Raw genomic sequence first — 26,053 nt, forward strand, 5'->3', positions numbered from 1 at the left:
TTACAGTTTCCGATCGCCGGCGCGGCAGGGCCGCCGAGTGATAGGCCGTACAGCCGGACCGCCGCTCGGCCTGAGGGCCCGGCCGGACGAGCAGCCGCCCCGCCACCTCCGGCAGCCACCTCCGGCAGCCGGCACCGGCCGGCGGCATCCGGCCGCCGCGGAGGACGCGTCCAGGGCCCTCCGGGCTACCGCCATGGCTTGCTCGGAGCGCCCGTCAGGCCCCTTCGACCGAAGCGCCCTCGCGGAGCCTCAGCGGGGTGGCGAGCTCCTGCTGCATCACCTGGCCCGCCTCGAACTCCAGGGTCTCGTCGCCCATGCCCTGGTCCGTGTCGAGGCCGTCCAGCTCCTCCAGGGGCTGGTTGAGGCGGACGTGGGCGAGGACCGAGTGCAGGGCGCGCAGGGTGGCGGAGGCGGTGGAGCCCCAGTTGGAGAAGTAGGAGAACTGCCACCACCACAGCGCCTCCGTGGTGCGGCCGGCTCGGTAGTGGGCCATGCCGTGGCGCAGATCGGTGATCACGTCGGCCAGGTCGTCCGAGATCCGGGCGGGCACCGGTGCCGTACGCGGCTCGTAGGGGTCGAAGACCTCCGAGTACACGTCGACCGGCTCCAGGAGGCGGGCGAGGTTCTCGCGCAGTTGGTCCGCGTCCGGGTCCGGGCCCGTGTCGGTCTCGTAGCGCTCCTCGGGGACGATGTCCTCGTGGGCGCCGAGACGGCCACCGGCCAGCAGGAGCTGGGAGACCTCCAGGAGGAGGAAGGGGACCGCCGAGTCCGGCTGGTCACCCCTGGCCACCTCCGTGACGGCCACCAGGAAACTCTCCACCTGATCCGCGATCTGGACCGCGAAATCGTCCGGGTTCTGCGTCGTGGCGTGCAGCGTGGCGTCAGACATCTAGGAGTCGTCTCCCCTCGAAGGCACGGCCGAGGGTGACCTCGTCCGCGTACTCCAGGTCGCCACCCACCGGGAGGCCGCTGGCCAGGCGGGTGACCTTCAAGCCCATCGGTTTGATCATGCGGGCGAGGTACGTGGCCGTCGCCTCGCCTTCGAGATTGGGGTCCGTGGCCAGGATCAGCTCGGTGACGGAGCCGTCCGCCAGGCGGGCCAGGAGCTCCCGGATGCGCAGATCGTCGGGGCCCACGCCCTCGATCGGGCTGATCGCGCCGCCCAGGACGTGGTACCTGCCGCGGAACTCACGGGTGCGCTCGACCGCCACCACGTCCTTCGGCTCCTCGACCACGCAGATGACCGCGGGGTCACGGCGGGGGTCCCGGCACACCGCGCACCGTTCCTCCTGCGCCACGTTGCCGCAGACCGCGCAGAAACGGACCTTCGCCTTCACCTCAAGCAGCGCCTGGGCGAGCCGCCGCACGTCCGTCGGCTCCGCCTGCAGCACGTGGAAGGCGATCCGCTGCGCGCTCTTGGGACCGACGCCGGGCAGCCGCCCCAGTTCGTCGATGAGGTCCTGGACCACGCCTTCGTACAACGGACTGCCCTTCCTGAAGTCGTTCCCGGTAGGTAACGGTAGATGGCCGGTGCCCGCCCTAGGAAGGCGGTGCGGGTGGCCTGCGGGTGGCGAACGTCAGAACGGCAGGCCGGGGATGCCGCCGCCGCCGAGACCCTGGGCCAGCGGGCCGAGCTTCTGCTGCTGGAGCGTCTGCGCGTTCTCGTTGGCCGCCTGTACTGCGGCGACGATCAGGTCGGCGAGGGTCTCCGTGTCCTCCGGGTCGACCGCCTTCGGGTCGATCTTCAGGCCGCGCAGTTCACCGGCGCCGGTCACGGTCGCCGTCACCAGGCCGCCGCCCGCGTGTCCGGCGATCTCCGTGTTCGCCAGCTCCTCCTGGGCCTTCGACAGTTCCTGCTGCATTTTCTGGGCCTGCTGCAGCAGCTGCTGCATGTTGGGCTGGCCTCCACCGGGAATCACGATCAGCTCCTGGTCCGGTCTCGTCTTCCTCCGTTGTGCACGAGCCTACGTGGTCCATGCGACCGTCGCTCCGCCACTCTTTCGAGTGAGAGCGTCGCAGCTCCTATACCTGATCAAGCCCCTCTTAAGGGTTGAAAAGCGGTGAAAGCTACGTCTTCGCCACCCATTGGGAGGTAGGAAGGACGCCGCGCGTGAGCATCCGTCGTCACGCGACGTGACCGGTCGTGATCAGTAGGGAGTGCCGGGTGGGTCAGCCGGAGATGCAGCCCGAGGGTCCGCCTCAGGACGGGCGGGACGAGGGCGCGGCCGGGCTGCGGCCGGGCGACCTGACCGGCCGCGCCTTTCCGCCCGGGAACTGGGGCGAGCCGGCCGACCGGCTCGACGAGTTGTACCGGTGGGTGGAGCGGGGGGCCCTGGACACGGCGGCCTGGTATCTCGCGGGCCGGGCGTGGAAGCGGCGCGGGGCGCTGGTGCTGCGGGTGGGGACGGCCTCCGGAGCGGTGGGCGGGGCCGCGCTCCCGCTGCTCGATCTGACCGGGGTGACCGAGCGGGTCGCGCCCTGGGGGTATCTGGCCCTGATGCTCGCCGGGGCGTGCCTCGGGGTCGACCGGTTCTTCGGGGTGACGTCCGGCTGGATGCGGGACGTGGCGACCGCGCAGGCCGTGCAACGGCGGCTTCAGGTGCTTCAGTTCGACTGGGCGTCGGAGAACGTGCGCGAGGTGCTGGGGCCGGCCGAGGGGACCGCGGGCGAGGCCGCCGACCGGTGCCTCGCGGTGCTGCGGCGGTTCTCGGAGGACGTCACCGAACTGGTGCGGGCGGAGACGGCGGACTGGATGGTGGAGTTCCGCACGGGGACGGCCCCGCTGGGCCTGCAGACGGCGCTGGCCCCGGGCCCGCGCCCGGACCCGGCCGGCGCACCGGGCCGCTACCCCAGCCCGCCCGGCACCCCCACCCGCCCGAACATGCCACGCCAACGGCCACCGGAGCCACGGTGAGATCCCGCGACGGCGGACGCTGGGGCCGAGCCGGGGCCGGGGCGGGCGGGAGGGCCGTCACCCGCAGAGCTTCATCCCTTCCGGGGTGAAGCACGGGATGTGGCCGTGGGTGCGGATGACGTCCTGGCCGCTTCCCCGGGCGAGATAGGTCTCGAAGCTGGAGACCAGGGAGTCGCCGGCCGGCCGGGCGTAGGTGTAGGCGTACTCGATCTCCCGGTACGGGTAAGGGTTCCCCTCGTGCTCGATGGCGTCCGCAGACGGGGCGTTGCCGTCGAGGTTCAGCACGTGCAGCCCCCGCGCGGACCGAGCGAGTCTCAGCTCGCTGTACCCGAGGGCCCCCGGCAGCTTCGCCACCTGGGACAGCACCTGGTCCGTGGAGTCCAGTTCGCAGCGCGGCACCTTCGCCGTCGGGTCGTCCACCTTGACGCAGTCGACGGAGGAGTTGGCCATCTCGCCGCGGCCGAGCACCCGCCGCTGGAAGACCTGCCGGGTCCCCGAGTTGGCGTCCCGGCTGACGAGGCGGACCGGCAGGTCCGGGCCGTTCAGCTCCTTCCAGTTGGTGATCTCACCGCGGTACAGCCGCCGCACGTCCGCCGTGGAGAGGTCCTTGAGGCCCACTCGGTCGTTCATCACCAGCGCGAACACCGACAACGCGACCGGGGTGCCGTGCAGTGCGGACATGCCCTCCGGCTTGGGGCCGTCGGAGAAGGCGATGAGCGGCGGGGAGCCCTTCTTGTGCCAGTCCGCCCCGGCGGTGTCCAGGTCCCGGATGCCCGCCGTGGAACCGTGCGGGTCCACGGTGACCTTCACGTCCACGCAGTCCGCCGCGTAGTCGCCGGCCACCTCCCGCAGCACGGGCGCGAACGCCGTCGAGCCGGTGACGGTCAGCGAGCCCGACCGGCAGCCGACCGGCGGCGGCGTGTCGTCACGGGCCACGACGAGGGCGGCGAGCGTGACGACGCAGACCGTGAGGGTGATGGTGATGACCCGGGAGGCCCGGCTGAACAGCGGCGGCTTGTCGTCCGGCGTGGCGCTGCGGTTGGGGTGGACCTCCCCGTTGCGCAGGCCGCCGGTGACCCGTATCGGCCGCCCGACCCCACCGCCGGCCAGCAGCACGAGCAGTTTGAAGTGCTCCCCCTTGTTGAGCGGTACACGGGGGATGCGCAGGCTGTTGCCGGTGTAGCCGAAGCCGCGTTCCGGTGCGAAGTGGTCCATGAGGTGGTCGGTGCCGGTCGGCTGGGTGACCGACACGCCCCGCACGGTGCGGTCGGTGAACACCGCGGTCAGACCGTGCTGTTCGGGCCCCGTGTAGTCGTCCCGGTCGATGCCCTGCGCGCCGTCGTTCTCGATGCGCAGCAGCACGAGCGTCGCATCCGCCATGTCGGGCCCCTCGTCGAACAGGCCGAGGCGGCGGTTGAGGTCGCCCGCCCGGGCACCGTCCCCTATGGGGTTGTCCATCTGCACGCGGTAGCCGATCCGCTTGCGGCGCGGCACCCGGCGCTCGTACCCGACCATGCCCGCCGAAGCGATGATGCCCAGCACCGCGGTCGCGACGGCTACGACATTCTCCGTACTCAGCCACTCCATGTGAGCGCCCCCGCCACTGCTCCGAGTCAGGACGGGGTCACCGTAGACGCGTACGAACGGACATTCCGGTCCCGTTCGCAGAAGTTCTCCGGACGTTCAACAGCCCCATGAGGAACGGCAGTTCGGCGCGTGGGCGCACCCGGATCAGCCGCCCGCGCCCCGCCCGCGCGACGCTCTCGCCCCGCGTCCTCGGCGCTCTTTCGGCGCTCAGCCCCGGGTGTACGTCAGGGTCTCCCCGCCGTCCTGCGCCGTACGCCGCAGCCGGCCGTCCGACAGCAGAGTGATCTCGGTGGCCGCGCCGGGGCGGCACGACGTGGCCGGTTCACCGGAGGAGACGGTGGACGGCCCGATCTGCAACGGGCCCTGGCTGCCGGGCTGTTCGGCCAGCGGGGCCCGGAACTCGCAGTGATAGCTGCCGCCGCCCGCGACCGGCCCGTCGGCGGCCAGGGTCAGCACGGGGTCCCCCACCTTCCCCTGTGCGATGGTGAGTTCGCGGGTGCTGCTCCCGTTGGCGTTGTCGATCGTCGCCCGCCACGTGCCCAGGTACCCGTCCGGCACCGCCCCGTCCGCGGGCGGCGAGGAGGCATCTCCCGAGGCCGCCGGGGAGGGTTTCCCGGCCGTGGACGCGTCGGTGGCGGTCGCGTCGCCGCCCGTGGCGTCACCGGTGCCGCCCTGCTTGAGCACCGCGTACACCGAGCCGCCCGCGGCGAGCGCGACGACCAGCGCGATCACGACGAGCAGCACGGTGGCCCGGCTGCCCCGCCGCTCCGGTTCCGGGTCGGCTTCGTTCGGGGGGTACGGGCGGTACGCGTGCTGTGTCTGCTGGGACTGGTGGTGCGGCTGCTGGGGCGGGTGCGGCTGGCGCGGCCGGCCGTACGAGCCGGGAGCAGTTCCGCCCGAGGTGCCGTACGGACCCGGAGCAGGAGCGCCCGGGGTGCCGTACGCAGGTGGTGCGCCGAATGCGCCCGGCGTGCTGTTTTCACCGGACGCGCCGGGTATGCCCGGCGCACCCTGTTCGCTGTATTCACCGCGTCCGCCGTGTTCCCGGTCACCGCCCGGCGGGCCGTACGCGGGGTGTGCCGCAGGCGCGTCCGGCGGGGGTGTGCGGTCCGCGGGCAGCGTGCGGAGGTGGTCGGGCGGCGGGCCGCCCGGGGCGCTCGGGCGCGGCGGGGCGGCGGTGGCGTGCTCCGGGGAGGCGCCCGGAGCGGGCGTGGCGGGCTCCCGCGCGGACGGCGCCACCGGCCCCGCACCCGCTGCCGGACCGTCCGCAGGACCCGCACCCGGTACCGGACCGTCCGCCGGATCCTCCGTGTCGAGCAGCTGGACCGCGTGCCGGCCGAGTTGCACCACCAGGGAAGCCGGCAGCCACGGGTCCCGTGACCGGCCGTCGGCCACCGTGTCCCCGGCGCCGGTCTGCGCCAGGATCCGGTCGAGGGTCGGCCGCGCGGCCGGATCCTTGCGCAGGCACTCCCGGATCAGGTCGGCCAGGCTCTCGGGGACGCCCACGAGGTCGGGTTCCTCCTGGGCGATACGGAACATCAGGGCGGGAGCCCCGCCGTTCGTGCCGCCGAAGGGGAGCGCGCCGGTCGCCGCGTAGGAGAGCACGGAGCCGAGGCAGAAGACGTCGCAGGCGGGCGTGATCCGGTCGCCGCGCACCTGCTCGGGCGCCATGAAGCCGGGCGAGCCGACCAGGGAGCCGGTGGTGGTGAGCCCCTCGTCGCCCACGCTCTCCAGCGCCCGGGCGATCCCGAAGTCGATGACCCGCGGCCCGTCGATGGTCACCAGCACATTGGACGGCTTGAGGTCGCGGTGGACGATCCCGGCGGCATGGATGTCCTGCAAGGCTTGCGCGAGACCGGCCGCGAGGATCCGCACCGACCGCTCGGGCAGCGCCCCGTGATCATGCCCGACGACCTGCTGGAGGCTCGGCCCCGCAACGTACCCGGTGGCCACCCACGGCACGTCGGCCTCGGTGTCCGCGTCCAGGACCGGTGCCGTCCAGAGGCCGCCGACCTGGCGTGCGGCCTGCACCTCCTGCCGGAACCGCGCCCGGAACTTGTCCATCCTGGCCAGCTCCGGGCGCACCAGTTTCACGGCGACCGTGCGGCCCCGGCCGGACCGGGCCAGATACACGTGCCCCATCCCGCCCGCGCCCAGTCGCGCCAGCAGTCGGTACGCGCCTATGTCGCGCGGATCCCCAGGTCCCAGCTTCTCCACGGAAGCGCCGCCTCCCCATAACCCTTGGCCGAACCGAGAATAGTGTCGCCCTGGAAAGAGGCGAACAGGGCCAGGGGGGTGCACCCGCGGGGCGGAGATCGGTGCAAGAACGGTTCGGTGCGAGGCGGTGGGCCCCTCCGACGGCCCCTCCGATGCGATACGAGGGCGTACCCCCGCCCCCATGACCTCGCCTCCCCACCCCGCCTGTCCCCGCCTTCGCTCCCCCGCCCTGTCGACAACCTGTCGCGTAAACCCCCCGGCCACCGAACAGGACGCCGATGTCCATTCCGCATCCCGGACATCTATTCTCGTTCGCATGACCCCTCAGCCCAATCCCGCCACCGGCGCCGCCGTCAAGGCGGCGGACCGTGCGCATGTGTTCCATTCCTGGTCCGCCCAGGAGCTGATCGACCCGCTCGCCGTGGCCGGCGCGGAAGGGTCGTACTTCTGGGACTACGACGGCACCCGGTACCTGGACTTCACCAGCGGACTCGTCTTCACCAACATCGGCTACGGGCATCCCAAGGTCGTCGCCGCCATCCAGGAGCAGGCCGCGTCCATGGCCACGTTCGCGCCCGCGTTCGCGATCGAGGCGCGCTCGGAGGCGGCCCGGCTGATCGCCGAGCGGACGCCCGGCGACCTGGACAAGATCTTCTTCACCAACGCCGGCGCGGACGCCGTCGAGCACGCCGTCCGCATGGCCCGGCTGCACACGGGCCGCCCGAAGGTCCTGTCGGCGTACCGCTCGTACCACGGCGGCACCCAGCAGACCATCAACCTCACCGGCGACCCGCGCCGCTGGGCCTCCGACAGCGGCGCCGCCGGGGTCGTCCGCTTCTGGGCGCCGTTCCTCTACCGCTCCCGCTTCTACTCCGAGACCGAGGAGCAGGAGTGCGCCCGGGCGCTGGAGCACCTGGAGACCACGATCGCCTTCGAGGGGCCGCAGACGATCGCCGCGATCGTCCTGGAGACCATTCCCGGCACGGCGGGCATCATGGTGCCGCCGCCTGGCTACCTCGCGGGCGTGCGGGAGCTGTGCGACAAGTACGGGATCGTCTTCGTCCTGGACGAGGTGATGGCCGGGTTCGGGCGGACCGGCGAGTGGTTCGCGGCCGGCCTGTTCGACGTCGTACCGGACCTGATGACCTTCGCGAAGGGCGTGAACTCCGGGTACGTGCCGCTCGGCGGGGTGGCCATCTCCGGTGAGATCGCCGAGACCTTCGGCAAGCGCCCCTACCCGGGCGGTCTGACGTACTCCGGCCACCCGCTGGCCTGCGCCGCCGCCGTCGCCACCATCAACGCGATGGAGGAGGAGGGCATCGTCACGGGCGCGAAGCGGCTGGGCGAGTCCGTGGTGGGACCGGGGCTGCGCGAGCTGGCCGAGCGGCACCCCAGCGTGGGCGAGGTGCGCGGCGTCGGCATGTTCTGGGCGCTGGAACTGGTCAAGAACCGGGAGACCCGCGAGCCGCTGGTGCCGTACAACGCGGCGGGCGAGGCGAACGCCCCGATGGCCGCGTTCGGCGCCGCCGCCAAGCAGCACGGACTGTGGCCCTTCATCAACATGAACCGCACCCATGTCGTGCCGCCCTGCACGGTCTCCGAGGCCGAGCTGAAGGAGGGGTTCGCGGCCCTGGACGCGGCCCTGACCGTGGCCGACACCTACACGGAGTGAGCGCTCCCCGGCACCGAGCCTCACCGGCTGCAACCCGAACGCGTAAGGTTGCGTGCTCGTAGACGTAAGCGAGTACGTCACTCGTACGTGTGAGGGAGAGGCCGCCGACCATGCCGGGCAACGGCGCCGTGACGCGCAGCACCCTGCGTCAGCAGATCGCGGACGCGCTTCGTGACGAGGTGCTCGCGGGGCGGCTCCAGCCGGGGCTGGCGTTCACGGTGAAGGAGATCGCCGACCAGTACGGCGTGTCGGCGACCCCCGTCCGGGAGGCGCTGGTCGACCTGTCCGCGCAGGGCATCCTGGAGGCCGACCAGCACCGCGGCTTCCGGGTCCCCCAGTACTCGCTGACCGACTTCCGCGGCATGGTCGCGGCCCGCAGCCTGGTCACCGACGGCATGTTCCGTGCGCTGTCCGAGGAGTCGGACGGGTCTGCGGCTGCGGACGGGTCCGAGAGGGCTGAGGGGTCTGCGGGGTCCGGGGGGTTCGAGGGGCACGAAGCGTTCCGGGATCCCACCGGCCCGCGGGCCGCGGCGGCACTCGCCGCGGTCCGGCGGCGCGGCGAGGAGGCCGAGCGGGCCGCGCGGGCCGGCGAGCTGACCGTGCTCATCGGCTACGACCTGCGTTTCTGGCGCGAGCTGGGCGCCCTGTTCGGCAACCCCTACCTGTCCGGCTTCCTGCACCGGCTGCGCCTGCTGTCCTGGATGTGCGCGGTGCAGCACCTGCGCCGCCTGCCGGAGGTGCGCGGCCTGCTGTGGTCCGGCCACACCGAACTGGTCGACGCGCTGGGCCGCCGGGACGCCGCCGCGGCCCGCGCGGTCGTCACCGCGTACAACGCGCACTCCCTCGCCCTCATCGAACGGCTGGCGGCACGGTGAACGGCGCGCCGGGGACGGTCGACCTCACCGTCGTCGTCCCCGCCTACAACGAGGAGGCACGCCTCGGCCCCACCCTCGCCGCGATCACCCGCTATCTGAGCGAGACCGAGGGCCGCTGGGGCGCATGGGAGGTCGTCGTCGCCGACGACGGCTCGACCGACGGCACCCGGGAGATCGTCACCGGCTTCGGGCACCCCCGGGTCCGGCTGGTCGGCTCGCCCCGCAACCGCGGCAAGGGCCACGCCCTGCGCCTCGGCGTCGCCGACTCACGCGGACACCGGGTGCTGGTCACCGATGCCGACCTGGCCGCCCCCATAGAGGAGCTGGAGCGGCTGGACAAGGCGCTCAGCGAGGGCAACACGGCGGCGATCGGTTCACGTTCCGTGCCGGGCGCGGACATCGCGCACCGGCAGCACCCGGTGCGCGAATGGCTCGGCCGGGCCGGGAACCTCCTGATACGCGCGAGTGCGGTGCCCGGCATCCGGGACACCCAGTGCGGCTTCAAACTGTTCGACGGCGACCGCGCGCGCACCGCGTTCGCGGCCTCCCGGCTGGACGGCTGGGGCATAGACGTGGAGGTACTGCACCACTTCCACCGCTCGGGCTGGCCGGTGGCCGAGGTCCCGGTGCGCTGGAGCCACCAGTCCGGCTCGAAGGTCGGTCCGCTCGACTACGCGCGCGTGCTCGGCGATCTGGTCCGGCTGCGGGCCCGGGCGGTGCGCCCCGCCGACCTGCTGGCGACCGCCCTGTTCCTGCTGATGGCCGTCGCCCTCTACTCGGGCCGCCTCTTCGACCCGGGCCACCGCTACTTCCCCGACTCCCTCCAGGACCAGAACCAGTGGGAGTGGTTCTTCGCGGTGACGGCCCACAACGTCGCCCATCTGCACAACCCGTTCTTCACCGACCTCCAGGGCTTCCCCGACGGCGTCAACCTGATGGCCAACACGGTCATGCTGGGCCTGTCGGTGCCCTTCACCCCGCTGACGCTGCTGGCCGGCCCGGCCCTCGCGCTGAGCGTCTGCATGGCGCTGGGCCTGGCCGCCACCGCGGCCGCCTGGTACTGGCTGATCGTGAAACGGGTGGTGCGGCACCGGGCCGCCGCCTTCCTCGGCGCGTCCCTGGCCGCCTTCGCCCCGCCGATGGTCAGCCACGCCAACGCACACCCCAACTTCGTGGTCCTGTTCATGATCCCGCTGATCATCGACCGGCTGCTGCGGCTGTGCGCGGGCGCCCGGGTGGTGCGGGACGGGATCGTGCTGGGCCTGATGGTGGCGTACCAGATCTTCCTCGGCGAGGAGCCGCTGCTGCTCGCCTCGCTCGGCCTGCTGCTGTTCGCCGCCGGCTACGCGGTCGTACGCCGGGACGTGGCACGGCGGGCCTGGCGACCCCTGGGCAAGGGCGTGCTGATCGGCGCCGCGGTCTGCCTGCCGCTGATCGCCTTCCCGCTGTACTGGCAGTTCGCCGGCCCGCAGAGCTACAAGAGCGTGCTGCACGGTGACAACGCGGGCAACAGCCCGCTGTCCCTGATCGCCTTCGCCGAGCGCTCGCTGATCGCCGGGAACGCGCAGACCGCGAACTCCCTCTCGCTCAATCCCACGGAACAGAACGCCTTCTACGGCTGGCCCCTGGTCGCCCTCGCCCTCGCGATCGTCGTACGGCTGTGGGAACGGGCTCTGGTCAAGGCGCTGGCGTTCACGGCGGTGGCCGCCGCGGTGCTGTCGCTCGGCCCGAAGATCCGCATCCCGCTCACCGGCACGGTCTTCTCCGGTCCGTGGTCATGGCTCGGCCGGCAGCCTCTGTTCGAGTCGGTCATCGAGGGCCGGGTGGCGATGATCTGCGCGCCCGCGCTGGGCGTGCTGCTCGCCGTCGCCGTGGCACGGCTGGCCATCGCGCTCCGCGCCCCCGAGACCCGGTACGCCGGGTACGCCGGAGTGCTCGGTGTCGCCCTCGCACTGCTGCCGCTGGTCCCGGCACCGCTGAAGTCCGTGGAGCGGGCACCGGTGCCGACGTTCATCGCGGACGGGATGTGGAAACCGTACGTCCGCCCGGGCGAATCACTGGTCCCGGTGCCGCTGCCGGACCCGGCAGCCGCGGAGCCGCTGCACTGGCAGACCGCGGCCGGCCTCGGCTTCAAGCTGCCCGGCGGCTATTTCAACGGCCCCTACGGCGCGGACCGCATCGGCATCTACGGCGCCGTCCCGCGCTACACCTCCGACATGCTGCGCGACGTGCGCTACACGGGTGTCGTCCCGCAGCTCGGCAAGGACTGGCAGGCGCAGGCCCGGCGGGACTTCGCGTACTGGAAGGCGGGCGCACTGGTGCTCGCCCCGCAGCCCAACGACGGTCCGCTGCGCGAGGCCCTGACGAAGCTGACCGGCGAACCGGGGAAGTGGGCCGGCGGCGTATGGGTATGGGACCTGCACGAGGGGAGCTGACTGCGCGCCGCAGCGACTACCCTTCCCTGACCACCTGCTGTGACCACCAGCTGTGCGGGCAAGCGTGCCGCGCAACGATGCGAGGAGCCCTCTTTGGCCTGTGACCTGTGGCTGGTACCGCTCGTCGACGTGTTGTGCCACACCCCCGACAACCCGTTCGCCGAGGAACTCGCGCTCTACAACACAGTGCTCGCCGAGGCCGGTCTGCCGCCGGTGCCGGTGTACCAGTACATGCCGGGCCTGTCCGGCGACGTGGCCCCGGTGGCCGGTTTCGACTACGACGCGCTGCATTTCCTGCGCCGGGCCCATCTGCTCCAGGTGTGCGGGCTGCCGGTGACCCCGGTGGACGATCTGGGGGGTGACTACGAGCAGCTGTTGGAGATGTTCGAGTCGACGGCCCAGCAGTCGCACCTGGTCTGGCACTACGACCACGCGGGCGCCTATGTCCCGGTCGACTTCCCTCAGCCGCTGTCCAACGACGAACTCCTCGCGGGCAACGGCCCGTTGGGCTCCTCGCACGGGCTGCTGCGGGAGCTGGAGCAGGTGGCTGGGGCGATCGGCATCGACCCGGCGAACCCGCCGGCCGCCCCCGCGGCGCCCAGCGCACCCACGACGCTGGAGGAACCGGCCTCGCCCGCGCCGTACGACCCGAGCCCGTTCGCCCGGGAACGGCACGTCTGGCTCGGCCTGCACGCCGCGGCCACCCGGAGCCTGGCCCAGGGCTCGATGATCGTCTTCAGCTGACGGATCGGCGGTGCCTTCGGCCGACGGTCCGGATCCCCTTCGGCCGACGGCCCGCGCTGTCCGCGGCCGGGCGTCCGCGCTGTCCTTCGCCGGGCGTTCGCATCCCCTTCGGCCGGGGGCCCGGATCACCCTCGGCCGGGGGTCCGCATCCCCTTCGGCCGACGTCGTGAGCGTGCACGGCTGCAAGGCCGACCAGGCGGGCGCCCCCGCGACCCGCCCCGAGGCGGTGGTGATCGGGGGCCGCAACACCGTCCTGCGTCAGTACCTCGACGAGGAGCTGAGCGCGGTGGGCGTCCAGACGATCGCCGTGGCCGCCGACGACGACATCGCCGGCGTCTCCCCGGACAACATCTGCAACCGGACCCAGCTCGGCATGGGCGCCCAGCTGGAACTGACGACGGAGCTGCGCGCGTCCATGTTGAGTTCACGGACGCGGTACGGGCGGCGGTGGCCCGCATGGAGGCGGATCCGTCCCAGGCCGTCCTCTGACGGAGCCCGGTGGGGGTGGCCCTCAGCCGACGGCCACTCCCACCGGCCCGGTCCGGGACGCCCCGCGCACGGCGCGAGGACGCCCGGACCCGGATGTCAGAGGAAGGAGTTGATCTCGATCGTCTCGTCCCGGCCCGGACCGACCCCGATCGCGGAGATCGGCGCCCCGGACATCTCCTCCAGCGCCTTCACGTAGTCCTGCGCGTTCTTGGGCAGGTCGGCGAAGGACTTGGCCTTGGTGATGTCCTCGGACCAGCCGGGCAGCGTCTCGTAGACGGGCTTGGCGTGGTGGAAGTCCGTCTGCGAGTACGGCAGCTCCTCGACCCGCCGGCCGTCGATCTCGTAGGCGACACAGACCGGGATCCGCTCCCAGCCGGTGAGCACGTCCAGCTTGGTGAGGAAGAAGTCGGTCAGGCCGTTGACCCGGGTCGCGTAGCGCGCGATCACCGCGTCGAACCAGCCGCAGCGCCGGTCGCGCCCCGTGGTGACGCCCCGCTCGCCGCCGATGCGGCGCAGCGCCTCGCCGTCCTCGTCGAACAGCTCGGTCGGGAACGGTCCGGCGCCCACCCGGGTCGTGTACGCCTTGAGGATGCCGATGACCCGGCTGATCTTCGTCGGCCCGACGCCGGAGCCGGTGCAGGCACCGCCCGCCGTGGGGTTGCTGGAGGTGACGAACGGATAGGTGCCGTGGTCGATGTCCAGCAGCGTGCCCTGCCCGCCCTCGAAGAGGACGACCTTGTCCTGCTCCAGCGCCTGGTTGAGGACCAGTACCGTGTCGGCGACGTACGGCTTGAGCTGCGCGGCGTAGCCCACCAGCTCCTCGACCACCTGCTCGGCGGCGATGGCGCGGCGGTTGTAGAGCTTGGTCAGCATCTGGTTCTTGACGTCGAGCGCCGCCTCGACCTTCTGCAGGAGGATCGACTCGTCGTACAGGTCCTGGACCCGGATGCCGACGCGGTTGATCTTGTCGGCGTAGGTGGGGCCGATACCGCGCCCGGTCGTACCGATCTTCCGCTTGCCGAGGAAGCGTTCCGTCACCTTGTCGACGGTGACGTTGTACGGAGTGATGATGTGCGCGTTGCCACTGATCAGGAGCTTGGAGGTGTCGACGCCGCGCTCGTTCAGACCGCTCAGCTCGGAGAGCAGGACCGACGGGTCGACGACGACCCCGTTGCCGATGACCGGAGTACAACCGGGCGAGAGGATTCCGGAAGGCAGGAGGTGGAGTGCATACTTCTGGTCACCGACGACGACCGTGTGGCCAGCGTTGTTGCCGCCCTGGTACCGGACGACGTAATCCACTGAGCCACCGAGCAGGTCGGTGGCCTTCCCCTTGCCCTCGTCACCCCACTGAGCACCGAGCAGCACAAGTGCGGGCACGCGCGTACACCCCTTCCGGGCGGGGCATGTCCAAGGTCAGGGGCGTACGCGCAGGGTTCACCGCCACGCACCACCGCGACCGCCGTCGGCCGCACACAACCGTCGGACCGGATGCCCCGGAATAGACGAAGCCCCTGGCGCAATATCGCAAGGGGCTCTTGCACAAAGATGCTACCCGAGGAAGCGAGGCAGGACCGAGGTGGCGACTTTCGCGACGTCCGATCAGCTGCTGGTGATCATCGACCCGATTGCCCGGCGGACGGACGGCGAATCCGTACGCATCGCGAAAGACGTGCTGAGTGCGGGTGCCACCGCGAAGCTGTGCCTGCCCGACGGTCCCGAGGAGTTCGCCCGGGCGCTGGCGCGCAGGGGCTCGCGGCGACCGGTGGTGGTGGGCGACGACCGGGCGCTGGTACGGGCCGTGTCCCTGCTGCACCGGCAGCGGGAACTGACCGGATGCGTGCTCTCCATGGTGCCGGTGGGGAGCGTGCTGACGCTCGCGGAGGCCCTCGGGCTGCCGACGGGGGCGGTGGCCGCCGCCCGGGCGGTGCTCGACGGGGTCGGCCGCCCCATGGATCTCCTGGTGGACGACAGCGACGGGGTGGTCCTGGGCGGCCTGCGGATACCGCCCGTCGTGCCGCGCGAGGACCGGCCGGCGGAGCCGGTGGGCGCCACCGCCGTCGTCGGCCGTCCGTGGTGGCTGCGCTCGACCTACCGGTCGCTGGTCCGGACCCTGGCGTCGTCCAAACCGTCCCGGCTCGCCCCGGCCCCGCCGGGCCCTGCCCGGCTGCGGGTGGAGGTCGACGGGGTGACGCTCGTCGACCTGGACCAGCCGGTGGAGGCGGTGTCGGTGGCACCGGGCGCCGGCGGGATCGTCGAGGTCGAGGCGCGGCCGGTGTCGGTGGGGGCGGAAGCCTCGCCCCTGCGGGCGGCCGGCCACGCGGTGACGGTGACCGGGTCGTCCTTCCGTTACCAGGCGGACGCGACGGTGACCCTGCCGGTACGGACCCGGACGTGGCGGATCGTGGAGGGAGCTTGGCGGCTCACGGTGCCGAGGGAAACGTGAGTCAGTCCTCGTGCGGGCCCTCGGGGTCGTCGTCGGGGGTCTGGAAGCCGTCGGTGTCGAGCACGCAGTCGAAGGGCTCGGGGATATGGAGCTTCTCGCCGAACGGCTGGGTGAGGCGTCCCTGGTATCCCTTTTCCGACGGTGACCAGTAGACCGTTGCCACCTCCTGCTGCATGTCCAGCAGGAGGTACACGGGTACACCCGCCCGGCCGTAGGTCTCGACCTTGTCGGTCAGGTCCGCGTCCCGGGTGGACGGGGAGGTCAGCTCAGCGACGAATGACAGGGCTTCCCCGTCGAGGCGATTGCTGTTACTCCGACGAACACGCTGGTGAGCCGCGTGGATGTCAGGGCCGTAGGCACATTCGATGCCCGGGAAGACATAGAGCAGCGGGCCCCAGGTGATGCGGTGGTCCTCGGGCAGATGAGGACGCAGTTGTTCGCAGACGAGGTCCATGACGTCCGCGTAATACCCCTTCGACCACGGCGACACGACGATGTTCCCCCTGACGATCTCGGCCTTGTAGCCGTCGGGCACGTTCAGCTCGTCGAGGAGGTCAAGAAGCTCCTCGAAGCTGCCACGGGGTTCGGCGTCGTTCATCACAGGTCGCTCTGCCATCAACGTCATGATGCTCCCTCCCTCGACGGCAGACCAGTCACCACCCAGAGTAATCGACCGCACACGCGCCTTCAGGGCGATCTCCGAAGTCCGCCGCCCCGCCGCCCTCGTCCGCACCTCCGGACGGGTCACCCGCCGAAGGTCTTCTCCCGATGCACGCGCCAGCGCTCCACCAGCATTTCGAACTCGCTCTCGATGAACTCGAAGAACGCGAGCGTCTCGGCGAGGCGGCGGCCGGCCGGTGTGTCGGCTCCCAGGGTGGCGACGCCCTCCCGCAGGGCTTCCTCCCAGTGCTTGATGACCGACTCGCGGTTCGCCAGCGCCTCGTACCACTGGTCGCTGCGCACCCGGTACAGCTCACGGCGCGAGCCGGGCTCACGCTGCCGGGAGACCATGTGCACGTGGGCCAGGTACCGCACCGCGCCGGAGACCCCGGCCGGTGAGACCTTCAAACGTTCGCCCAGCTCGGCCGAGGTGAGAGAGCCGGAGTCGGAGGCCAGCAGCGCCACGAAGACCCGGGCCGCCATCCGTGGCATCCCGGCCTCGACAAGCTGTGCCGCGAAGTGCTCCACGAACCGCGAGACGACTTCCGGATCCCGCGCGCCCCCGGCTGTTTCCGTCATGCGTCGATCATCTCCCCTACTAGGACCCGCCCCGCCATCCTACCGGTGGTTCATACGCTTCCTTAACTTCACAAATTTCTGAAAGAAGCGTACGTTCTGAAGCCATGACGAAGGCAATCACGGTCTCGGGACTGCACAAGTCCTTCGGCCGCACCCACGCGCTGGACGGCCTCGACCTGGAGGTCGAGGCCGGCGAGGTGCACGGCTTCCTCGGCCCCAACGGCGCCGGCAAGTCCAGCACCATCAGAGTCCTGCTCGGTCTGCTGCGGGCCGACTCCGGCGCCGCGCAGGTCCTGGGCCGCGACCCGTGGGCGGACGCGGTCGAGGTGCACCGGCGGATCGCCTACGTGCCCGGAGACGTGACCCTGTGGCGCAACCTCTCCGGCGGCGAGGTCATCGACCTCTACGGCCGGCTGCGCGGCGGCCTCGACCAGCGGCGCCGCGCCGACCTGATCGAGCGCTTCGAACTGGACCCCACCAAGAAGGGCCGCACCTACTCCAAGGGCAACCGGCAGAAGGTCGCCCTGGTCGCCGCCTTCGCCTCCGACATCGACCTGCTGATCCTGGACGAGCCGACGTCCGGCCTCGATCCGCTGATGGAAGAGGTCTTCCAGAAGTGCGTCGAGGAGGAACGCGACCGGGGCCGTACGGTGCTGCTCTCCTCGCACATCCTCAGCGAGGTGGAGGAGCTGTGCGACCGGGTGAGCATCATCCGCAAGGGCCGCACGGTCGAGAGCGGTTCGCTGGCCGACCTGCGCCACCTCACCCGGACCAGCGTGAGCGCGGAACTCGCGGCGCCGCCGAACGGCCTGACGCGCCTGTCCGGCGTCCACGACCTCGACGTCCGGGGCCGCCGCGTCCGCCTCCAGGTCGACACGGACAAACTGAACGATGTCCTGCGCTCACTGAGCGAGGCGGGCGTGCGCTCCCTGACGTCGACGCCGCCGACGCTGGAGGAGCTGTTCCTGCGGCACTATCAGGACGGCGAGACCGACCAGGCCGACGCCGGGGCCGCGCACGAGGCCGGCGAGGTGACGCGGTGACCGCCACGACCGCCCTCGCCCCCGAGGGCAAAAGCGCCCGGACCGCCCGCACCGGCGGCTCCCGCAACCTGGCCGGCACCGGCGTCCTGCTGCGCTTCGCGCTGCGCCGCGACCGGGTGATGATCCCGGTGTGGGTCGCGGTGAACGCGGTCATGGTCCTGTCCATGCCGAAGTCGCTGACCGGCCTGTACGGCACCCGGGCCGCGCGCGCCGACCTGCTCGGCCAGATGGACACCAACGCCTCGCTGCGCGCCCTCATCGGCCCGGTCTTCGACGACTCGCTGGGCGCCCTCACGGCCTGGCGCGTCGGCGTCTACGCGGGTGCGCTCGCCGCGGTGACCAGCCTGCTCGTCGTCGTCCGGCACACCCGGGACGAGGAGGAGAGCGGCCGGCAGGAACTCGTCTCGTCCGGCATGGTCGGCCGCCGGGCCCCGCTGACGGCGGGCCTGCTGGCCGCGGTGGTGGCCAACGCCGTACTGGCGTTGCTCGTCACCGCCGGACTGGCCGGGCAGGGCGGCCCGGGGGCGCTCGCCCTCGGCCTGGGCATCGCCGGTGTCGGCCTGGTCTTCGCCACGGCTGCGGCGATCGTGGCCCAGCTGACCGAGAGCGCGCGGCTGGCCCGCGGCCTGACCGCGGCCGTACTGGGCGCCGCCTTCGTGCTGCGCGCGGCCGGCGACTCGGCGTCCGCCGACGGCTCCTCGGTCCTGACCTGGCTGTCGCCGCTCGGCTGGCTGGAGAACCTGCGGGCGTTCGCCGGTGAACGCTGGTGGGTGCTGCTGCTCCTCGCCGCCGCCGTCGTCGCACAGGCGGCGGTCGCCTACGTGCTCGCCGGGCGGCGCGACACCGGCATGAGCTTCCTGCCCACCCTGCCGGGCCCGGCCCGGGGACGGCTGGGAACGGCGGGCGCGCTGGCCCGGCGGCTCCAGCGGGGCGGCGTCCTCGGCTGGGCGATCGGCTTCTTCCTGGCCGGGGTGGTCTACGGCGGGATGACCGACGGCGCGGCGAGGCTGGTCGGCGACAACCAGAAGGCCCGGGATCTCTTCGAGCGCCTGGGCGGCCAGTCCGGGATCACCGACGCGTTCCTCGCCTCGATGGTCGCGATCATGGGCCTGGTCGCCGCCCTGTACGTCGTCTCGTCCGTGCTGCGACTGCACGGTGAGGAGACCTCGGGCCGGGCGGAACCGGTCCTGGCCGGGGCGGTGGGACGGCTGCGCTGGGCCGCGGGCCATCTGACGGTCGCCTTCGGCGGCGTGGTGCTGCTCATGCTCCTGACCGGCCTCGGCTTCGCCGTCGGCTACGGCAAAGAGGTCGGCCCGATCCTCGGGGCGTGCCTGGTGCAGGTGCCCGCGGTGTGGGTCGTCGGCGGCCTCGCGGTCCTCCTGTACGGGGTGCTGCCGCGCGGTGCGACGGCGGCCTGGGGCGTCGCCGGGGCGGTACTGCTGATCGGCTGGGTCGGCCCCGCGCTGGACGTTCCGCAGGCGGTGCTGGACCTGTCCCCCTTCGGCCATCTGCCCAAGCTGCCGGGCGGCCCGATGGAGTGGGGCCCGGTGCTCGTCCTGCTGGCGCTGGCCGCGGCGCTGACCGGCGCGGGCCTCGCCGCCCTGCGCCGACGGGACCTGACCACCTGACGGGGTGGGAGCCGGGAACCTCCGGCGGCCCGTACGCGTCCCTCCCGGGCATGGGACAGCGTATGCAGGCCGCCGGAGGGTGCCTGATCGCGGCCGTCGGCGCGGGCGCCGGGCTCGGGCTGTGGACGGTGGACTTCCAGGGCCGGTTCTACCGTTTCGAGCAGAGCCCCGACTGGAGGGTCCTGTACGCCGAACTCCCGCTGGCGGTCCTCGGCGGCATCGCCGCCGCACTCGGCCTGTGGGCGCTGTGGACCGTCGTACGCCGTCGCAGGACGTGACGCTCGGCTCAGAGCGTGACGCTCAGCCGCTCCAGGCCGCGGATCACGAAGTTCGGCTTCCGCTCGGGCTCGGCCGCCAGGGCGAGCGTCGGGGCCTTCTCCAGCAGCGCGGTCATCGAGGCCGCCAGCTCGATCCGGGCCAGCGGGGCGCCGATGCAGTAGTGGACACCGGCGCTGAAGGAGATGTGCGGGTTGTCCTTGCGGCCGAGGTCCAGCCGGCCCGGGGCCTCGAAGACGGCCGGGTCGTGGTTGGCGGAACCGAACAGCAGGGCGATCTCCGCTCCCCGCGGGATCGTCGTGCCGTCGATCTCGATCTCGTCCAGCACCCAGCGCTCGAACAGCTGGAGCGGGGTGTCGTAGCGCATCAGCTCCTCCACGGCGGACGGGACGAGCGAGCGGTCGGCGCGCAGCGCGGCCAGCTGGTCCGGGTTGCGAAACAGCGCCCACCACCCGTTGACCGTGGCGTTGACCGTCGCCTCGTGGCCCGCGTTCAGCAGCAGGACCGCCGTCGAGACCATCTCCTGCTCGGTCAGCCGGTCGCCCTCGTCATGGGCCGCGATCAGCCCCGAGATCAGATCCTCGCCCGGCTCCCTGCGCCGGGCGGCGATCAGCCCCAGCAGATACTCGGAGAACTCGACCGACGCCCGGACCGCCCTCGCCGCGGCCTCCTCGGACGGGTTCAGCTCGTACATCCCGCAGATGTCCGCCGACCAGGGCCTGAGCTGCGCACGGTCCGCCTGAGGGATACCCAGCATCTCGGCGATCACCGCGACCGGCAGCGGCTCCGCCACCTCCGCCAGCAGATCGCCGCCGCCCGCCGCCACCAGCGCCGACACCAGTTCGTCCGCCAGCCCGTGGACGTACGGCTTCAGCCGCTGAACCGTCCGCGGCGTGAACGCCTTCGACACCAGGCGCCGGATCCGGGTGTGGTCCGGCGGCTCCAGATCGAGCATCCCGTGGTCGTTGAGCGTGTGGAACGGCTCGTGCTCCGGCGGCGGAGCCGTACGTCCGAAGTCCTCGTGGGTGAAGCGGTGCTGGTAGGTCCGGCCCAGCCGGCGGTCGCGCAGCAGCGCCGAGACGTCCGCGTGGTGCGGGACCAGCCACTGGTCGGTCGGTCCGTAGTGCAGCACCCGCCCCCGGGCCCGCAGCTCGGCATAGGCGGGGTACGGGTCGGCGAGGAATGCCGGGTCCCACGGGTCGAAATCAGCCATACCGGGGACGCTAACCCGGCGCCTACCTCTCTGACCAGGGGGGTTCCTTCAGGTGGTCGATGAGGGCGGTGAAAGAGGCGATGGGGAAGGAGAGGGTGGCGCGGGCAGGGGCCTTGGAATCGCGGACGGCTATGCGGGTGGGGAGGGGGGCGATCTCGACGCAGGTGTTGCCATTGCCGCCGTCGGAATAGGTGGACTTTCGCCAGTTCATCAGAATTCCTTGATCAAACGATGGATGAAGTGCTGGGAGCCCTGGTCCGCCTGGGCCAGGGAGAGCCGCGCACCAGGGACGCTAACCCGGCATCTGGCCCTCTGACCAAGGCTGTTCCTTCAGGTGGTCGACGAGGGCCGTGAAGGAGGCGGCGGGAAAGGACAGTATTGCCCGAGCGGGGGCTTTGGAGTCGCGGACGGCTATGCGAGTGGGGAGGGGGGCGATCTCGACGCAGGTGTCGCCTTGGCCTCCACCGGAGTAAGTCGACTTCCGCCAGTTCATTACGTCTCCTTCGCCAGTCGGTGTATGAAGTCCCGCGACGCAATGGGGTCCAGCGACGCTGCCTGCATCCTAAGGAACAGCGTTCGAAGCTGCTTCAACTGAGCTTCCGCATCGATGAATGCGACGCCGGTGGGAGCATCCCTCAGACCGGTGTCCAACTTCGGAACCGGACCGCACACGTACATCATCGAGATCCCGGCACCCCCGAAGTCGTCCTGCTCAAAGGGGATGACGCGCACCGTTACATGCTCCTGTTCGATCCGATCGAGGATCTGCCGGAGCTGAGCCCGCCAGACGCTGCGGTCCGACACTCGTACGCGCAGAGCGCACTCGTGGATGAGTGTCTCGTACGACGTAGGGCTGTCGCCCTCGATCACGGCTCGTCGCCTCATCCGGTGTTCTACCCAAGGGGTCAACTCGCTCTCGGGTAGTTCGGGCTGTGCGTAGGCATAGACCGCACGGGCGTAGTCAGCAGTCTGCAACAGCCCTGGAACGTAGGTGATCACGACCTCGCGGAGGGAAGTCGCATGATGCTCGGTCTCGGCAGTGTCCAGGAATACTGGGTGAAGGACTCCCCTGTACTCCTCCCACCAACCACGTGTGCGGTCGGTCGCCATCTCCACGAGCGCGTCGATCAACGCCTCGTCCGTACAGGCGTAATAGGCAGCCAGGCGACGAACGCGCTCCGCGCTGACAGCAGCGATGCCCAGCTCTACATGACTCATCTGCCCCGAAGTCGAGTTGAGGAACGCGGCCGCGTCCCGGGCCTTCAAGCCGGCCGCCTCGCGCAACCTGCGCAGTTCGGTTCCCAAGCGCACCTGACGCGCAGTGGGATTGCTTCTCGGCGGCATAGACCCTCCCGCTTCCAACGCCTCTGCCGAGGCACCACGTTCGGGTGTCAGGTTACGCCAGCCGATTGCGCTGGCACGAATTTGTGCCATACCGTCGGTGACGCGACGCACACGCTGCGAAACCCCGGGACACCGGAAGCGCACCGCTCCGTCCTGCCACGACGGCTGCGGCACTGCCACCGCCCGCCACCGCCGCGCAACTCCGCTTCCTCACCTCGACCTGGAGTTCACGCATGCCCGACCCCTGGGAATACTCCCTCCACATCCCCAACGACCCCCGCGCCGTCACCGTCTGCCGCCGCACCCTCCGGCTGATCCTCACCCTGCACGGCCTGATCACCCTGGTCGACACGGCCGAACTCCTCGCCGCGGAGCTGGTGTCCAACGCCGTACTGCATACGAAGGGCCCGGCCGCCCTACGGGTGCGCTGGTCGCCGCCGGGGACGCTGCGACTCGGCGCGTGGGACACGGACCCCGAGCCGCCGGAACCCCCGCGACCGTTGGACCACCTCACCGATGCCGAGAACGGCCGCGGCCTCACCCTGATCCGCGCCTGTGCAGACGCGTGGGGCTGGCAGCCGCAGTCAAGTAACGGCAACCGCGGCAAGTACGTCTGGTGCGAGTGCACCTTGGCGAGTCTGAACTGAGCTGCCTCCCGTTCCGGAGGCGAGGCACTTTCCGTCAGCCCGGAGTGACCAACCGCGCCTCATACGCGAACACCGCCGCCTGGGTGCGGTCGCGCAGGCCCAGTTTCACCAGGATGCGGCTCACATGGGTCTTGATCGTCGACTCGGCCAGCACCAGACGCTCGGCCATCTCCGAGTTGGACAGGCCGTGGGCGATGAGAACGAGCACTTCCGTCTCCCGCTCGGTCAGATCACCGTACGCGGCCTGTGCGGTCGGGGTCAGGCGCGGGGCGTCGGACAGCTTGGAGAACTCCGTGATCAGGCGCTTGGTGACGGAGGGCGCGAGCAGGGCCTCGCCCGCCGCCACCACCCGGACGCCCTCCGCCAGTTGCCGGGCGGAGGCGTCCTTGAGCAGGAAGCCGGAGGCCCCCGCGCGCAGCGCCTCGTACACGTACTCGTCCAGGTCGAACGTGGTCAGGACCAGCACCTTCGCCGTACCGTCCGCGGCGACGATCTCCCGTGTCGCCTCGATGCCGTTCAGCTCGGGCATCCGGATGTCCATCAGCACGATGTCGGGGGTGAGTTCCCGCACCCGCTCGACCGCCTCACGGCCGTTGACGGCCTCGCCTACGACCTCGATGTCCGGCATCGCGTTGAGCAGCACCGAGAAGCCCTCGCGCACCATCATCTGGTCGTCCGCGATCAGTACGCGGATCGTCATGCCTCACCCTCGCCCACCATGGCGACCGGAAGGAACACCGCCACCTCGTAGCCTCCGTCGACCGAGCCCGCCGTCATGTCGCCGCCCAGCATGGAGACGCGCTCCCGCATCCCGGTGATGCCGTGCCCGGCACCGGGCGAGGGCTTCACCGTACTGGTCACGGGCACCGGGCCGTTGACTATGCGCAGGCCCAGTCCGCCGAGGACGTAGCCGATCTCGACCCGCGCGCTCGCGCCCGGCGCGTGCCGCAGCGTGTTGCTCAGCGCCTCCTGGACGATCCGGTACGCGGACAGCTCCACACCTTGTGGGAGTTCGCGCACCGCGCCGGTCACCACCTTCTCCACGTCGAGCCCTGCCTCCCGGACGTTCGCCAGCAGCGCGTCCAGGTCGGCGAGCGCGGGCTGCGGGGCATCGGGCGCCTCGTAGTGCTCCGCGCGGACGACCCCGAGGACCCGGCGCAGCTCGGCCAGCGCCGCGACCGCGTTCTCCCGGATGGTGACGAATGCCTTCTCCAGCTCCGGCGGCGGGTTCTGCACCCGGAAGGGGGCGGCCTCCGCCTGGATGGCGACCACCGACATGTGGTGGGCGACCACGTCGTGCAGCTCGCGGGCGATGGTGGTGCGCTCCTCCAGCAGGGTGCGGCGGGAACGCTCGTGCGCGGTCACCGTCTGCTGCGCGGTCACCTCCTGCTCGGCGTCACGGCGTATGTGCCAGATGGTGACGGCGAGCAGGAGCAGCGCGGCGAAGATCAGCATGGGGCCGGTGTTCGGGCTGTAGTAGCCATCGCTGAGGACGGAGCCGGCCACGACGCCGTAGCCCGCCGTCACCAGCCACATCCAGGCCGCCGTGCGCGGGCGGGTGCGGATCGCGACCACCGTGAGCACCGTCAGGTGGGCGACGAAACTGCCCGGCAGCCACGGCCAGTCGCCCCCCTTCGAGCTCAGGAAGGCGACGACCGTCGCCGCCGGGAACGACAGCCAGAACGCGGCTATCGGACGGACCAGGGTCAGCAGGACCGGGCCCAGGGTGAACAGACCGCACAGCAGGCCCAGCACACCGAAACCGGTGTATCCCCAGGTGACCAGCGTCGCCACCCCGCCGATCGCGGCCACCGTGGCGTGCGGGGCCCAGGACGCGTACTCCCGCTTGCGGCTGGAGAGCCGACGGGTGAGGGGTCCTTCGGCGCCCGTGCGGGCCAGCGGGCGGTAGGCGAAGGCGCCGTCGAACAGCTCCTTCCGCAGCCCCCGAAGGGCCTCCATCGCCGCCCGGATCTCCGGGCTGCGCGGCGTGTACGCGTCGTACCGGCTGTCCGGTCGCGTGGTCTGCGTGTGCGTCGTCTCGGTCACGTACAAAACGTTAGGCCGGGGCAGGGGGAGCGGTCGTCACCTCTGAGAGGGGTCCTTACCGGTCCGTCTCAAGTACTACGGAGAGGAGCAGGGGCTGCCTGACGGAGCCCGCCGCACCCCGGCATTCCGTGCCCCGCACCCTGCGCCCCGTCCCCCCGTCACCACGCCAACTGCCCGATCTCCTCCGCCACCACCGCGCACGCGTCCGCCGCCGGATCGATGAGCGGGAAGTGACCCACGTCCTCCAGCAGGGTCAGACCCACCACCTCGCCCGCCTTCGCCGCGGCATCCGCGTACGACTCGGCGACCGCCTGCGGAACCACCACGTCCGCACGGCCCTGGACGATCGTGGTCGCGATGCCGGTCGGCAGCAGCAGGGCCGGGTCCACGTACGGCCGACGCGCGTTGAACTCGTCCTGTCCGCCGAGCAGTTGAAGCGCCGCGTTGCCGCAGACATTGAGCTTCTCCGCGACCGCGAAGTCCGCGATGGGGGCGAGGGCGACCACCCCGCGCAGCGGAGCGGGCCGGTCCGTGCGCCAGGGCGAATCCGCGGGCAGCACGTGCCGGGCCGCCGCCCACAGGGCCAGCTGACCGCCCGCCGAGTGGCCGGTGATCACCGTGCGGCGCGGGTCGGCCTGCGGAAGTGCCTCGCGGACCAGCTCGGGCAGCGCGTCCAGCGCGGCGGCGACGTCGTCGAAGGTGTCCGGCCAGCGGCCCGCGACCGGGGTTTCGCCGCTCCCGGCCGGTTCCGAACTGCCGCGCCGGTACTCGACGTTGGCCACGGCGAAGCCGCGCCGCGCCAGGAAATCCGCGAACGGGGTGAGGTGCCGACGGTCGTACCGCGCCCGCCAGGCACCCCCGTGCAAGGCGACGACCAGCGGGCTGGGGACGGCCGGTGACGAGGACGCCGTGTCGCGCGGGGCATAGAAGTCGATGACCTGGTCGGGGTGATCGCCGTACGCGGCCGTGACATCGGGATCGACGGGCGGGTGCGAGAAGGCCGACTCCTCTTCGGCGGCGGCACGGGCTGCGGCGTCGTCGTCCGGCATGCTCCAACCTCTCAGCGACAATGGAGTACCTCCCAGGCTTTCGGCGCTGGGGGAGGTGTGGCGGACCAGAGTTGATGGCAGCCGTTGGCGGGGACGCTATCAGGCCGGTGACGTGCGGGGACACGCGGATGTCACGCTCGGTGAGGGGCAAAACGGTGCTGTGTCACGTGAGCCGGGCAACCGGCACAG

Annotated in this window: 26 protein-coding genes; 11 read left to right on the forward strand and 15 right to left on the reverse strand. The window is 71.5% G+C overall.

Annotated features, from left to right (window positions below):
- Window positions 1-214 precede the first annotated feature (214 nt).
- The 3 genes from ACFYPJ_RS05245 to ACFYPJ_RS05255 form a co-directional block, all read right to left on the reverse strand.
- Window positions 215-889, reverse strand: coding sequence for a DUF5063 domain-containing protein (locus tag ACFYPJ_RS05245; protein ID WP_389010732.1), 675 nt, complete (start codon window positions 887-889; stop codon window positions 215-217).
- Window positions 882-1,481 (reverse strand): recombination mediator RecR, encoded by a 600-nt coding sequence (gene recR / locus ACFYPJ_RS05250; protein WP_389010734.1) that lies wholly within the window; start codon window positions 1,479-1,481, stop codon window positions 882-884. The genes ACFYPJ_RS05245 and recR overlap by 8 nt, the downstream gene beginning before the upstream one ends.
- 96 nt (window positions 1,482-1,577) lie before the next feature.
- Window positions 1,578-1,919, reverse strand: a complete 342-nt coding sequence (locus tag ACFYPJ_RS05255) for a YbaB/EbfC family nucleoid-associated protein (protein ID WP_389010737.1) — start codon at window positions 1,917-1,919, stop codon at window positions 1,578-1,580.
- Between the two features lie 245 nt (window positions 1,920-2,164).
- Between ACFYPJ_RS05255 and ACFYPJ_RS05260 the strand changes: the two genes are divergently transcribed.
- On the forward strand, window positions 2,165-2,914 hold the full coding sequence (locus ACFYPJ_RS05260) for an SLATT domain-containing protein (protein WP_389010740.1): 750 nt from the start codon (window positions 2,165-2,167) through the stop codon (window positions 2,912-2,914).
- A 57-nt stretch (window positions 2,915-2,971) separates the two neighbouring features.
- Here ACFYPJ_RS05260 and ACFYPJ_RS05265 read toward each other — a convergent pair whose 3' ends face one another.
- Both ACFYPJ_RS05265 and ACFYPJ_RS05270 read right to left on the reverse strand, forming a co-directional pair.
- Window positions 2,972-4,501: a substrate-binding domain-containing protein gene (locus ACFYPJ_RS05265; RefSeq protein ID WP_389010743.1), complete on the reverse strand. Its 1,530-nt coding sequence runs from the start codon at window positions 4,499-4,501 to the stop codon at window positions 2,972-2,974.
- 207 nt (window positions 4,502-4,708) lie between these two features.
- The gene (locus tag ACFYPJ_RS05270; protein ID WP_389010746.1) at window positions 4,709-6,718 is read right to left on the reverse strand and encodes a protein kinase; all 2,010 of its coding nucleotides are present in this window, start codon (window positions 6,716-6,718) and stop codon (window positions 4,709-4,711) included.
- A gap of 316 nt (window positions 6,719-7,034) precedes the next feature.
- On the opposite strand from ACFYPJ_RS05270, the gene ACFYPJ_RS05275 reads away from it, so the two are divergent.
- The 5 genes from ACFYPJ_RS05275 to ACFYPJ_RS05295 all read left to right on the forward strand — a co-directional run bounded on the left by ACFYPJ_RS05275 (window position 7,035) and on the right by ACFYPJ_RS05295 (window position 13,129).
- Window positions 7,035-8,390 (forward strand): aspartate aminotransferase family protein, encoded by a 1,356-nt coding sequence (locus tag ACFYPJ_RS05275; RefSeq protein ID WP_389010749.1) that lies wholly within the window; start codon window positions 7,035-7,037, stop codon window positions 8,388-8,390.
- 110 nt (window positions 8,391-8,500) lie between these two features.
- The gene (locus ACFYPJ_RS05280) at window positions 8,501-9,265 is read left to right on the forward strand and encodes a GntR family transcriptional regulator (protein WP_389010752.1); all 765 of its coding nucleotides are present in this window, start codon (window positions 8,501-8,503) and stop codon (window positions 9,263-9,265) included.
- Window positions 9,262-11,700, forward strand: a complete 2,439-nt coding sequence (locus tag ACFYPJ_RS05285) for a dolichyl-phosphate beta-glucosyltransferase (protein ID WP_389010755.1) — start codon at window positions 9,262-9,264, stop codon at window positions 11,698-11,700. Before ACFYPJ_RS05280 ends, ACFYPJ_RS05285 begins: the two co-directional genes overlap by 4 nt.
- A gap of 93 nt (window positions 11,701-11,793) precedes the next feature.
- Window positions 11,794-12,444: a hypothetical protein gene (locus tag ACFYPJ_RS05290; protein WP_389010757.1), complete on the forward strand. Its 651-nt coding sequence runs from the start codon at window positions 11,794-11,796 to the stop codon at window positions 12,442-12,444.
- 10 nt (window positions 12,445-12,454) lie between these two features.
- Window positions 12,455-13,129, forward strand: coding sequence for a poly-gamma-glutamate hydrolase family protein (locus ACFYPJ_RS05295; protein ID WP_389010760.1), 675 nt, complete (start codon window positions 12,455-12,457; stop codon window positions 13,127-13,129).
- Here ACFYPJ_RS05295 and ACFYPJ_RS05300 read toward each other — a convergent pair.
- A complete protein-coding gene (locus ACFYPJ_RS05300; RefSeq protein ID WP_389010763.1) occupies window positions 13,030-14,313 on the reverse strand; it encodes an adenylosuccinate synthase in 1,284 nt (427 codons plus the stop codon). The two genes, ACFYPJ_RS05295 and ACFYPJ_RS05300, sit on opposite strands and share 100 nt — an antisense overlap.
- Window positions 14,314-14,512: 199 nt before the next feature.
- On the opposite strand from ACFYPJ_RS05300, the gene ACFYPJ_RS05305 reads away from it, so the two are divergent.
- Window positions 14,513-15,379 carry a diacylglycerol kinase family protein gene (locus ACFYPJ_RS05305; RefSeq protein WP_389010766.1) on the forward strand — a complete coding sequence of 289 codons (867 nt, stop codon included), beginning with the start codon at window positions 14,513-14,515 and terminating at the stop codon, window positions 15,377-15,379.
- Between the two features lies 1 nt (window position 15,380).
- Here the strand turns inward: ACFYPJ_RS05305 and ACFYPJ_RS05310 are convergent, their stop codons facing one another.
- Together ACFYPJ_RS05310 and ACFYPJ_RS05315 are read right to left on the reverse strand one after the other, a co-directional pair.
- A complete protein-coding gene (locus tag ACFYPJ_RS05310) occupies window positions 15,381-16,004 on the reverse strand; it encodes a Uma2 family endonuclease (protein WP_389010769.1) in 624 nt (207 codons plus the stop codon).
- A gap of 119 nt (window positions 16,005-16,123) precedes the next feature.
- Window positions 16,124-16,618: a GbsR/MarR family transcriptional regulator gene (locus tag ACFYPJ_RS05315; RefSeq protein WP_389010772.1), complete on the reverse strand. Its 495-nt coding sequence runs from the start codon at window positions 16,616-16,618 to the stop codon at window positions 16,124-16,126.
- Between the two features lie 104 nt (window positions 16,619-16,722).
- Between ACFYPJ_RS05315 and ACFYPJ_RS05320 the strand changes: the two genes are divergently transcribed.
- The 3 genes from ACFYPJ_RS05320 to ACFYPJ_RS05330 are packed head-to-tail and all read left to right on the forward strand — an operon-like array spanning window position 16,723 to window position 19,567.
- On the forward strand, window positions 16,723-17,661 hold the full coding sequence (locus tag ACFYPJ_RS05320; protein ID WP_389010775.1) for an ATP-binding cassette domain-containing protein: 939 nt from the start codon (window positions 16,723-16,725) through the stop codon (window positions 17,659-17,661).
- On the forward strand, window positions 17,658-19,289 hold the full coding sequence (locus tag ACFYPJ_RS05325; RefSeq protein WP_389010778.1) for an ABC transporter permease: 1,632 nt from the start codon (window positions 17,658-17,660) through the stop codon (window positions 19,287-19,289). The genes ACFYPJ_RS05320 and ACFYPJ_RS05325 overlap by 4 nt, the downstream gene beginning before the upstream one ends.
- Window positions 19,290-19,339: 50 nt before the next feature.
- Window positions 19,340-19,567: a hypothetical protein gene (locus ACFYPJ_RS05330; RefSeq protein ID WP_389010781.1), complete on the forward strand. Its 228-nt coding sequence runs from the start codon at window positions 19,340-19,342 to the stop codon at window positions 19,565-19,567.
- 8 nt (window positions 19,568-19,575) lie between these two features.
- Here the strand turns inward: ACFYPJ_RS05330 and ACFYPJ_RS05335 are convergent, their stop codons facing one another.
- The 4 genes from ACFYPJ_RS05335 to ACFYPJ_RS05350 form a co-directional block, all read right to left on the reverse strand.
- Window positions 19,576-20,778, reverse strand: coding sequence for a cytochrome P450 (locus tag ACFYPJ_RS05335; protein ID WP_389010784.1), 1,203 nt, complete (start codon window positions 20,776-20,778; stop codon window positions 19,576-19,578).
- A gap of 22 nt (window positions 20,779-20,800) precedes the next feature.
- Window positions 20,801-20,989, reverse strand: coding sequence for a DUF397 domain-containing protein (locus ACFYPJ_RS05340; RefSeq protein ID WP_389010787.1), 189 nt, complete (start codon window positions 20,987-20,989; stop codon window positions 20,801-20,803).
- 81 nt (window positions 20,990-21,070) lie between these two features.
- Complete coding sequence (locus ACFYPJ_RS05345) at window positions 21,071-21,271, reverse strand: DUF397 domain-containing protein (protein WP_389010790.1); 201 nt, start codon at window positions 21,269-21,271, stop codon at window positions 21,071-21,073.
- Window positions 21,271-22,122: a helix-turn-helix domain-containing protein gene (locus tag ACFYPJ_RS05350; RefSeq protein WP_389010793.1), complete on the reverse strand. Its 852-nt coding sequence runs from the start codon at window positions 22,120-22,122 to the stop codon at window positions 21,271-21,273. Before ACFYPJ_RS05350 ends, ACFYPJ_RS05345 begins: the two co-directional genes overlap by 1 nt.
- A gap of 233 nt (window positions 22,123-22,355) precedes the next feature.
- Between ACFYPJ_RS05350 and ACFYPJ_RS05355 the strand changes: the two genes are divergently transcribed.
- Window positions 22,356-22,769: an ATP-binding protein gene (locus ACFYPJ_RS05355; RefSeq protein ID WP_389010796.1), complete on the forward strand. Its 414-nt coding sequence runs from the start codon at window positions 22,356-22,358 to the stop codon at window positions 22,767-22,769.
- Between the two features lie 34 nt (window positions 22,770-22,803).
- Here the strand turns inward: ACFYPJ_RS05355 and ACFYPJ_RS05360 are convergent, their stop codons facing one another.
- From ACFYPJ_RS05360 to ACFYPJ_RS05370, 3 genes are all read right to left on the reverse strand, one after another.
- On the reverse strand, window positions 22,804-23,469 hold the full coding sequence (locus tag ACFYPJ_RS05360) for a response regulator (protein WP_389010798.1): 666 nt from the start codon (window positions 23,467-23,469) through the stop codon (window positions 22,804-22,806).
- Entirely contained in the window at window positions 23,466-24,815 is a 1,350-nt protein-coding gene (locus tag ACFYPJ_RS05365) for a sensor histidine kinase (RefSeq protein WP_389010801.1), read from the reverse strand. Before ACFYPJ_RS05365 ends, ACFYPJ_RS05360 begins: the two co-directional genes overlap by 4 nt.
- A gap of 158 nt (window positions 24,816-24,973) precedes the next feature.
- Window positions 24,974-25,864, reverse strand: coding sequence for an alpha/beta hydrolase family protein (locus ACFYPJ_RS05370; protein ID WP_389010804.1), 891 nt, complete (start codon window positions 25,862-25,864; stop codon window positions 24,974-24,976).
- Window positions 25,865-26,053: the final 189 nt, after the last annotated feature.

It is taken from the genome of Streptomyces sp. NPDC006012 (assembly GCF_042871185.1).
Taxonomy (GTDB): domain Bacteria; phylum Actinomycetota; class Actinomycetes; order Streptomycetales; family Streptomycetaceae; genus Streptomyces.

Bases quoted from the DNA above. Each gene is read 5' to 3' on its own strand.
- ACFYPJ_RS05350 (WP_389010793.1), bottom strand. From the start codon at position 22,122: ATGCCGCCGAGAAGCAATCCCACTGCGCGTCAGGTGCGCTTGGGAACC.
- ACFYPJ_RS05355 (WP_389010796.1), top strand. From the start codon at position 22,356: ATGCCCGACCCCTGGGAATACTCCCTCCACATCCCCAACGACCCCCGC.
- ACFYPJ_RS05320 (WP_389010775.1), top strand. From the start codon at position 16,723: ATGACGAAGGCAATCACGGTCTCGGGACTGCACAAGTCCTTCGGCCGC.
- ACFYPJ_RS05335 (WP_389010784.1), bottom strand. From the start codon at position 20,778: ATGGCTGATTTCGACCCGTGGGACCCGGCATTCCTCGCCGACCCGTAC.
- ACFYPJ_RS05370 (WP_389010804.1), bottom strand. From the start codon at position 25,864: ATGCCGGACGACGACGCCGCAGCCCGTGCCGCCGCCGAAGAGGAGTCG.
- ACFYPJ_RS05310 (WP_389010769.1), bottom strand. From the start codon at position 16,004: ATGACGTTGATGGCAGAGCGACCTGTGATGAACGACGCCGAACCCCGT.
- ACFYPJ_RS05360 (WP_389010798.1), bottom strand. From the start codon at position 23,469: ATGACGATCCGCGTACTGATCGCGGACGACCAGATGATGGTGCGCGAG.
- ACFYPJ_RS05245 (WP_389010732.1), bottom strand. From the start codon at position 889: ATGTCTGACGCCACGCTGCACGCCACGACGCAGAACCCGGACGATTTC.
- ACFYPJ_RS05275 (WP_389010749.1), top strand. From the start codon at position 7,035: ATGACCCCTCAGCCCAATCCCGCCACCGGCGCCGCCGTCAAGGCGGCG.
- ACFYPJ_RS05315 (WP_389010772.1), bottom strand. From the start codon at position 16,618: ATGACGGAAACAGCCGGGGGCGCGCGGGATCCGGAAGTCGTCTCGCGG.
- ACFYPJ_RS05340 (WP_389010787.1), bottom strand. From the start codon at position 20,989: ATGAACTGGCGAAAGTCCACCTATTCCGACGGCGGCAATGGCAACACC.
- ACFYPJ_RS05265 (WP_389010743.1), bottom strand. From the start codon at position 4,501: ATGGAGTGGCTGAGTACGGAGAATGTCGTAGCCGTCGCGACCGCGGTG.
- ACFYPJ_RS05330 (WP_389010781.1), top strand. From the start codon at position 19,340: ATGGGACAGCGTATGCAGGCCGCCGGAGGGTGCCTGATCGCGGCCGTC.
- ACFYPJ_RS05280 (WP_389010752.1), top strand. From the start codon at position 8,501: ATGCCGGGCAACGGCGCCGTGACGCGCAGCACCCTGCGTCAGCAGATC.
- ACFYPJ_RS05345 (WP_389010790.1), bottom strand. From the start codon at position 21,271: ATGAACTGGCGGAAGTCGACTTACTCCGGTGGAGGCCAAGGCGACACC.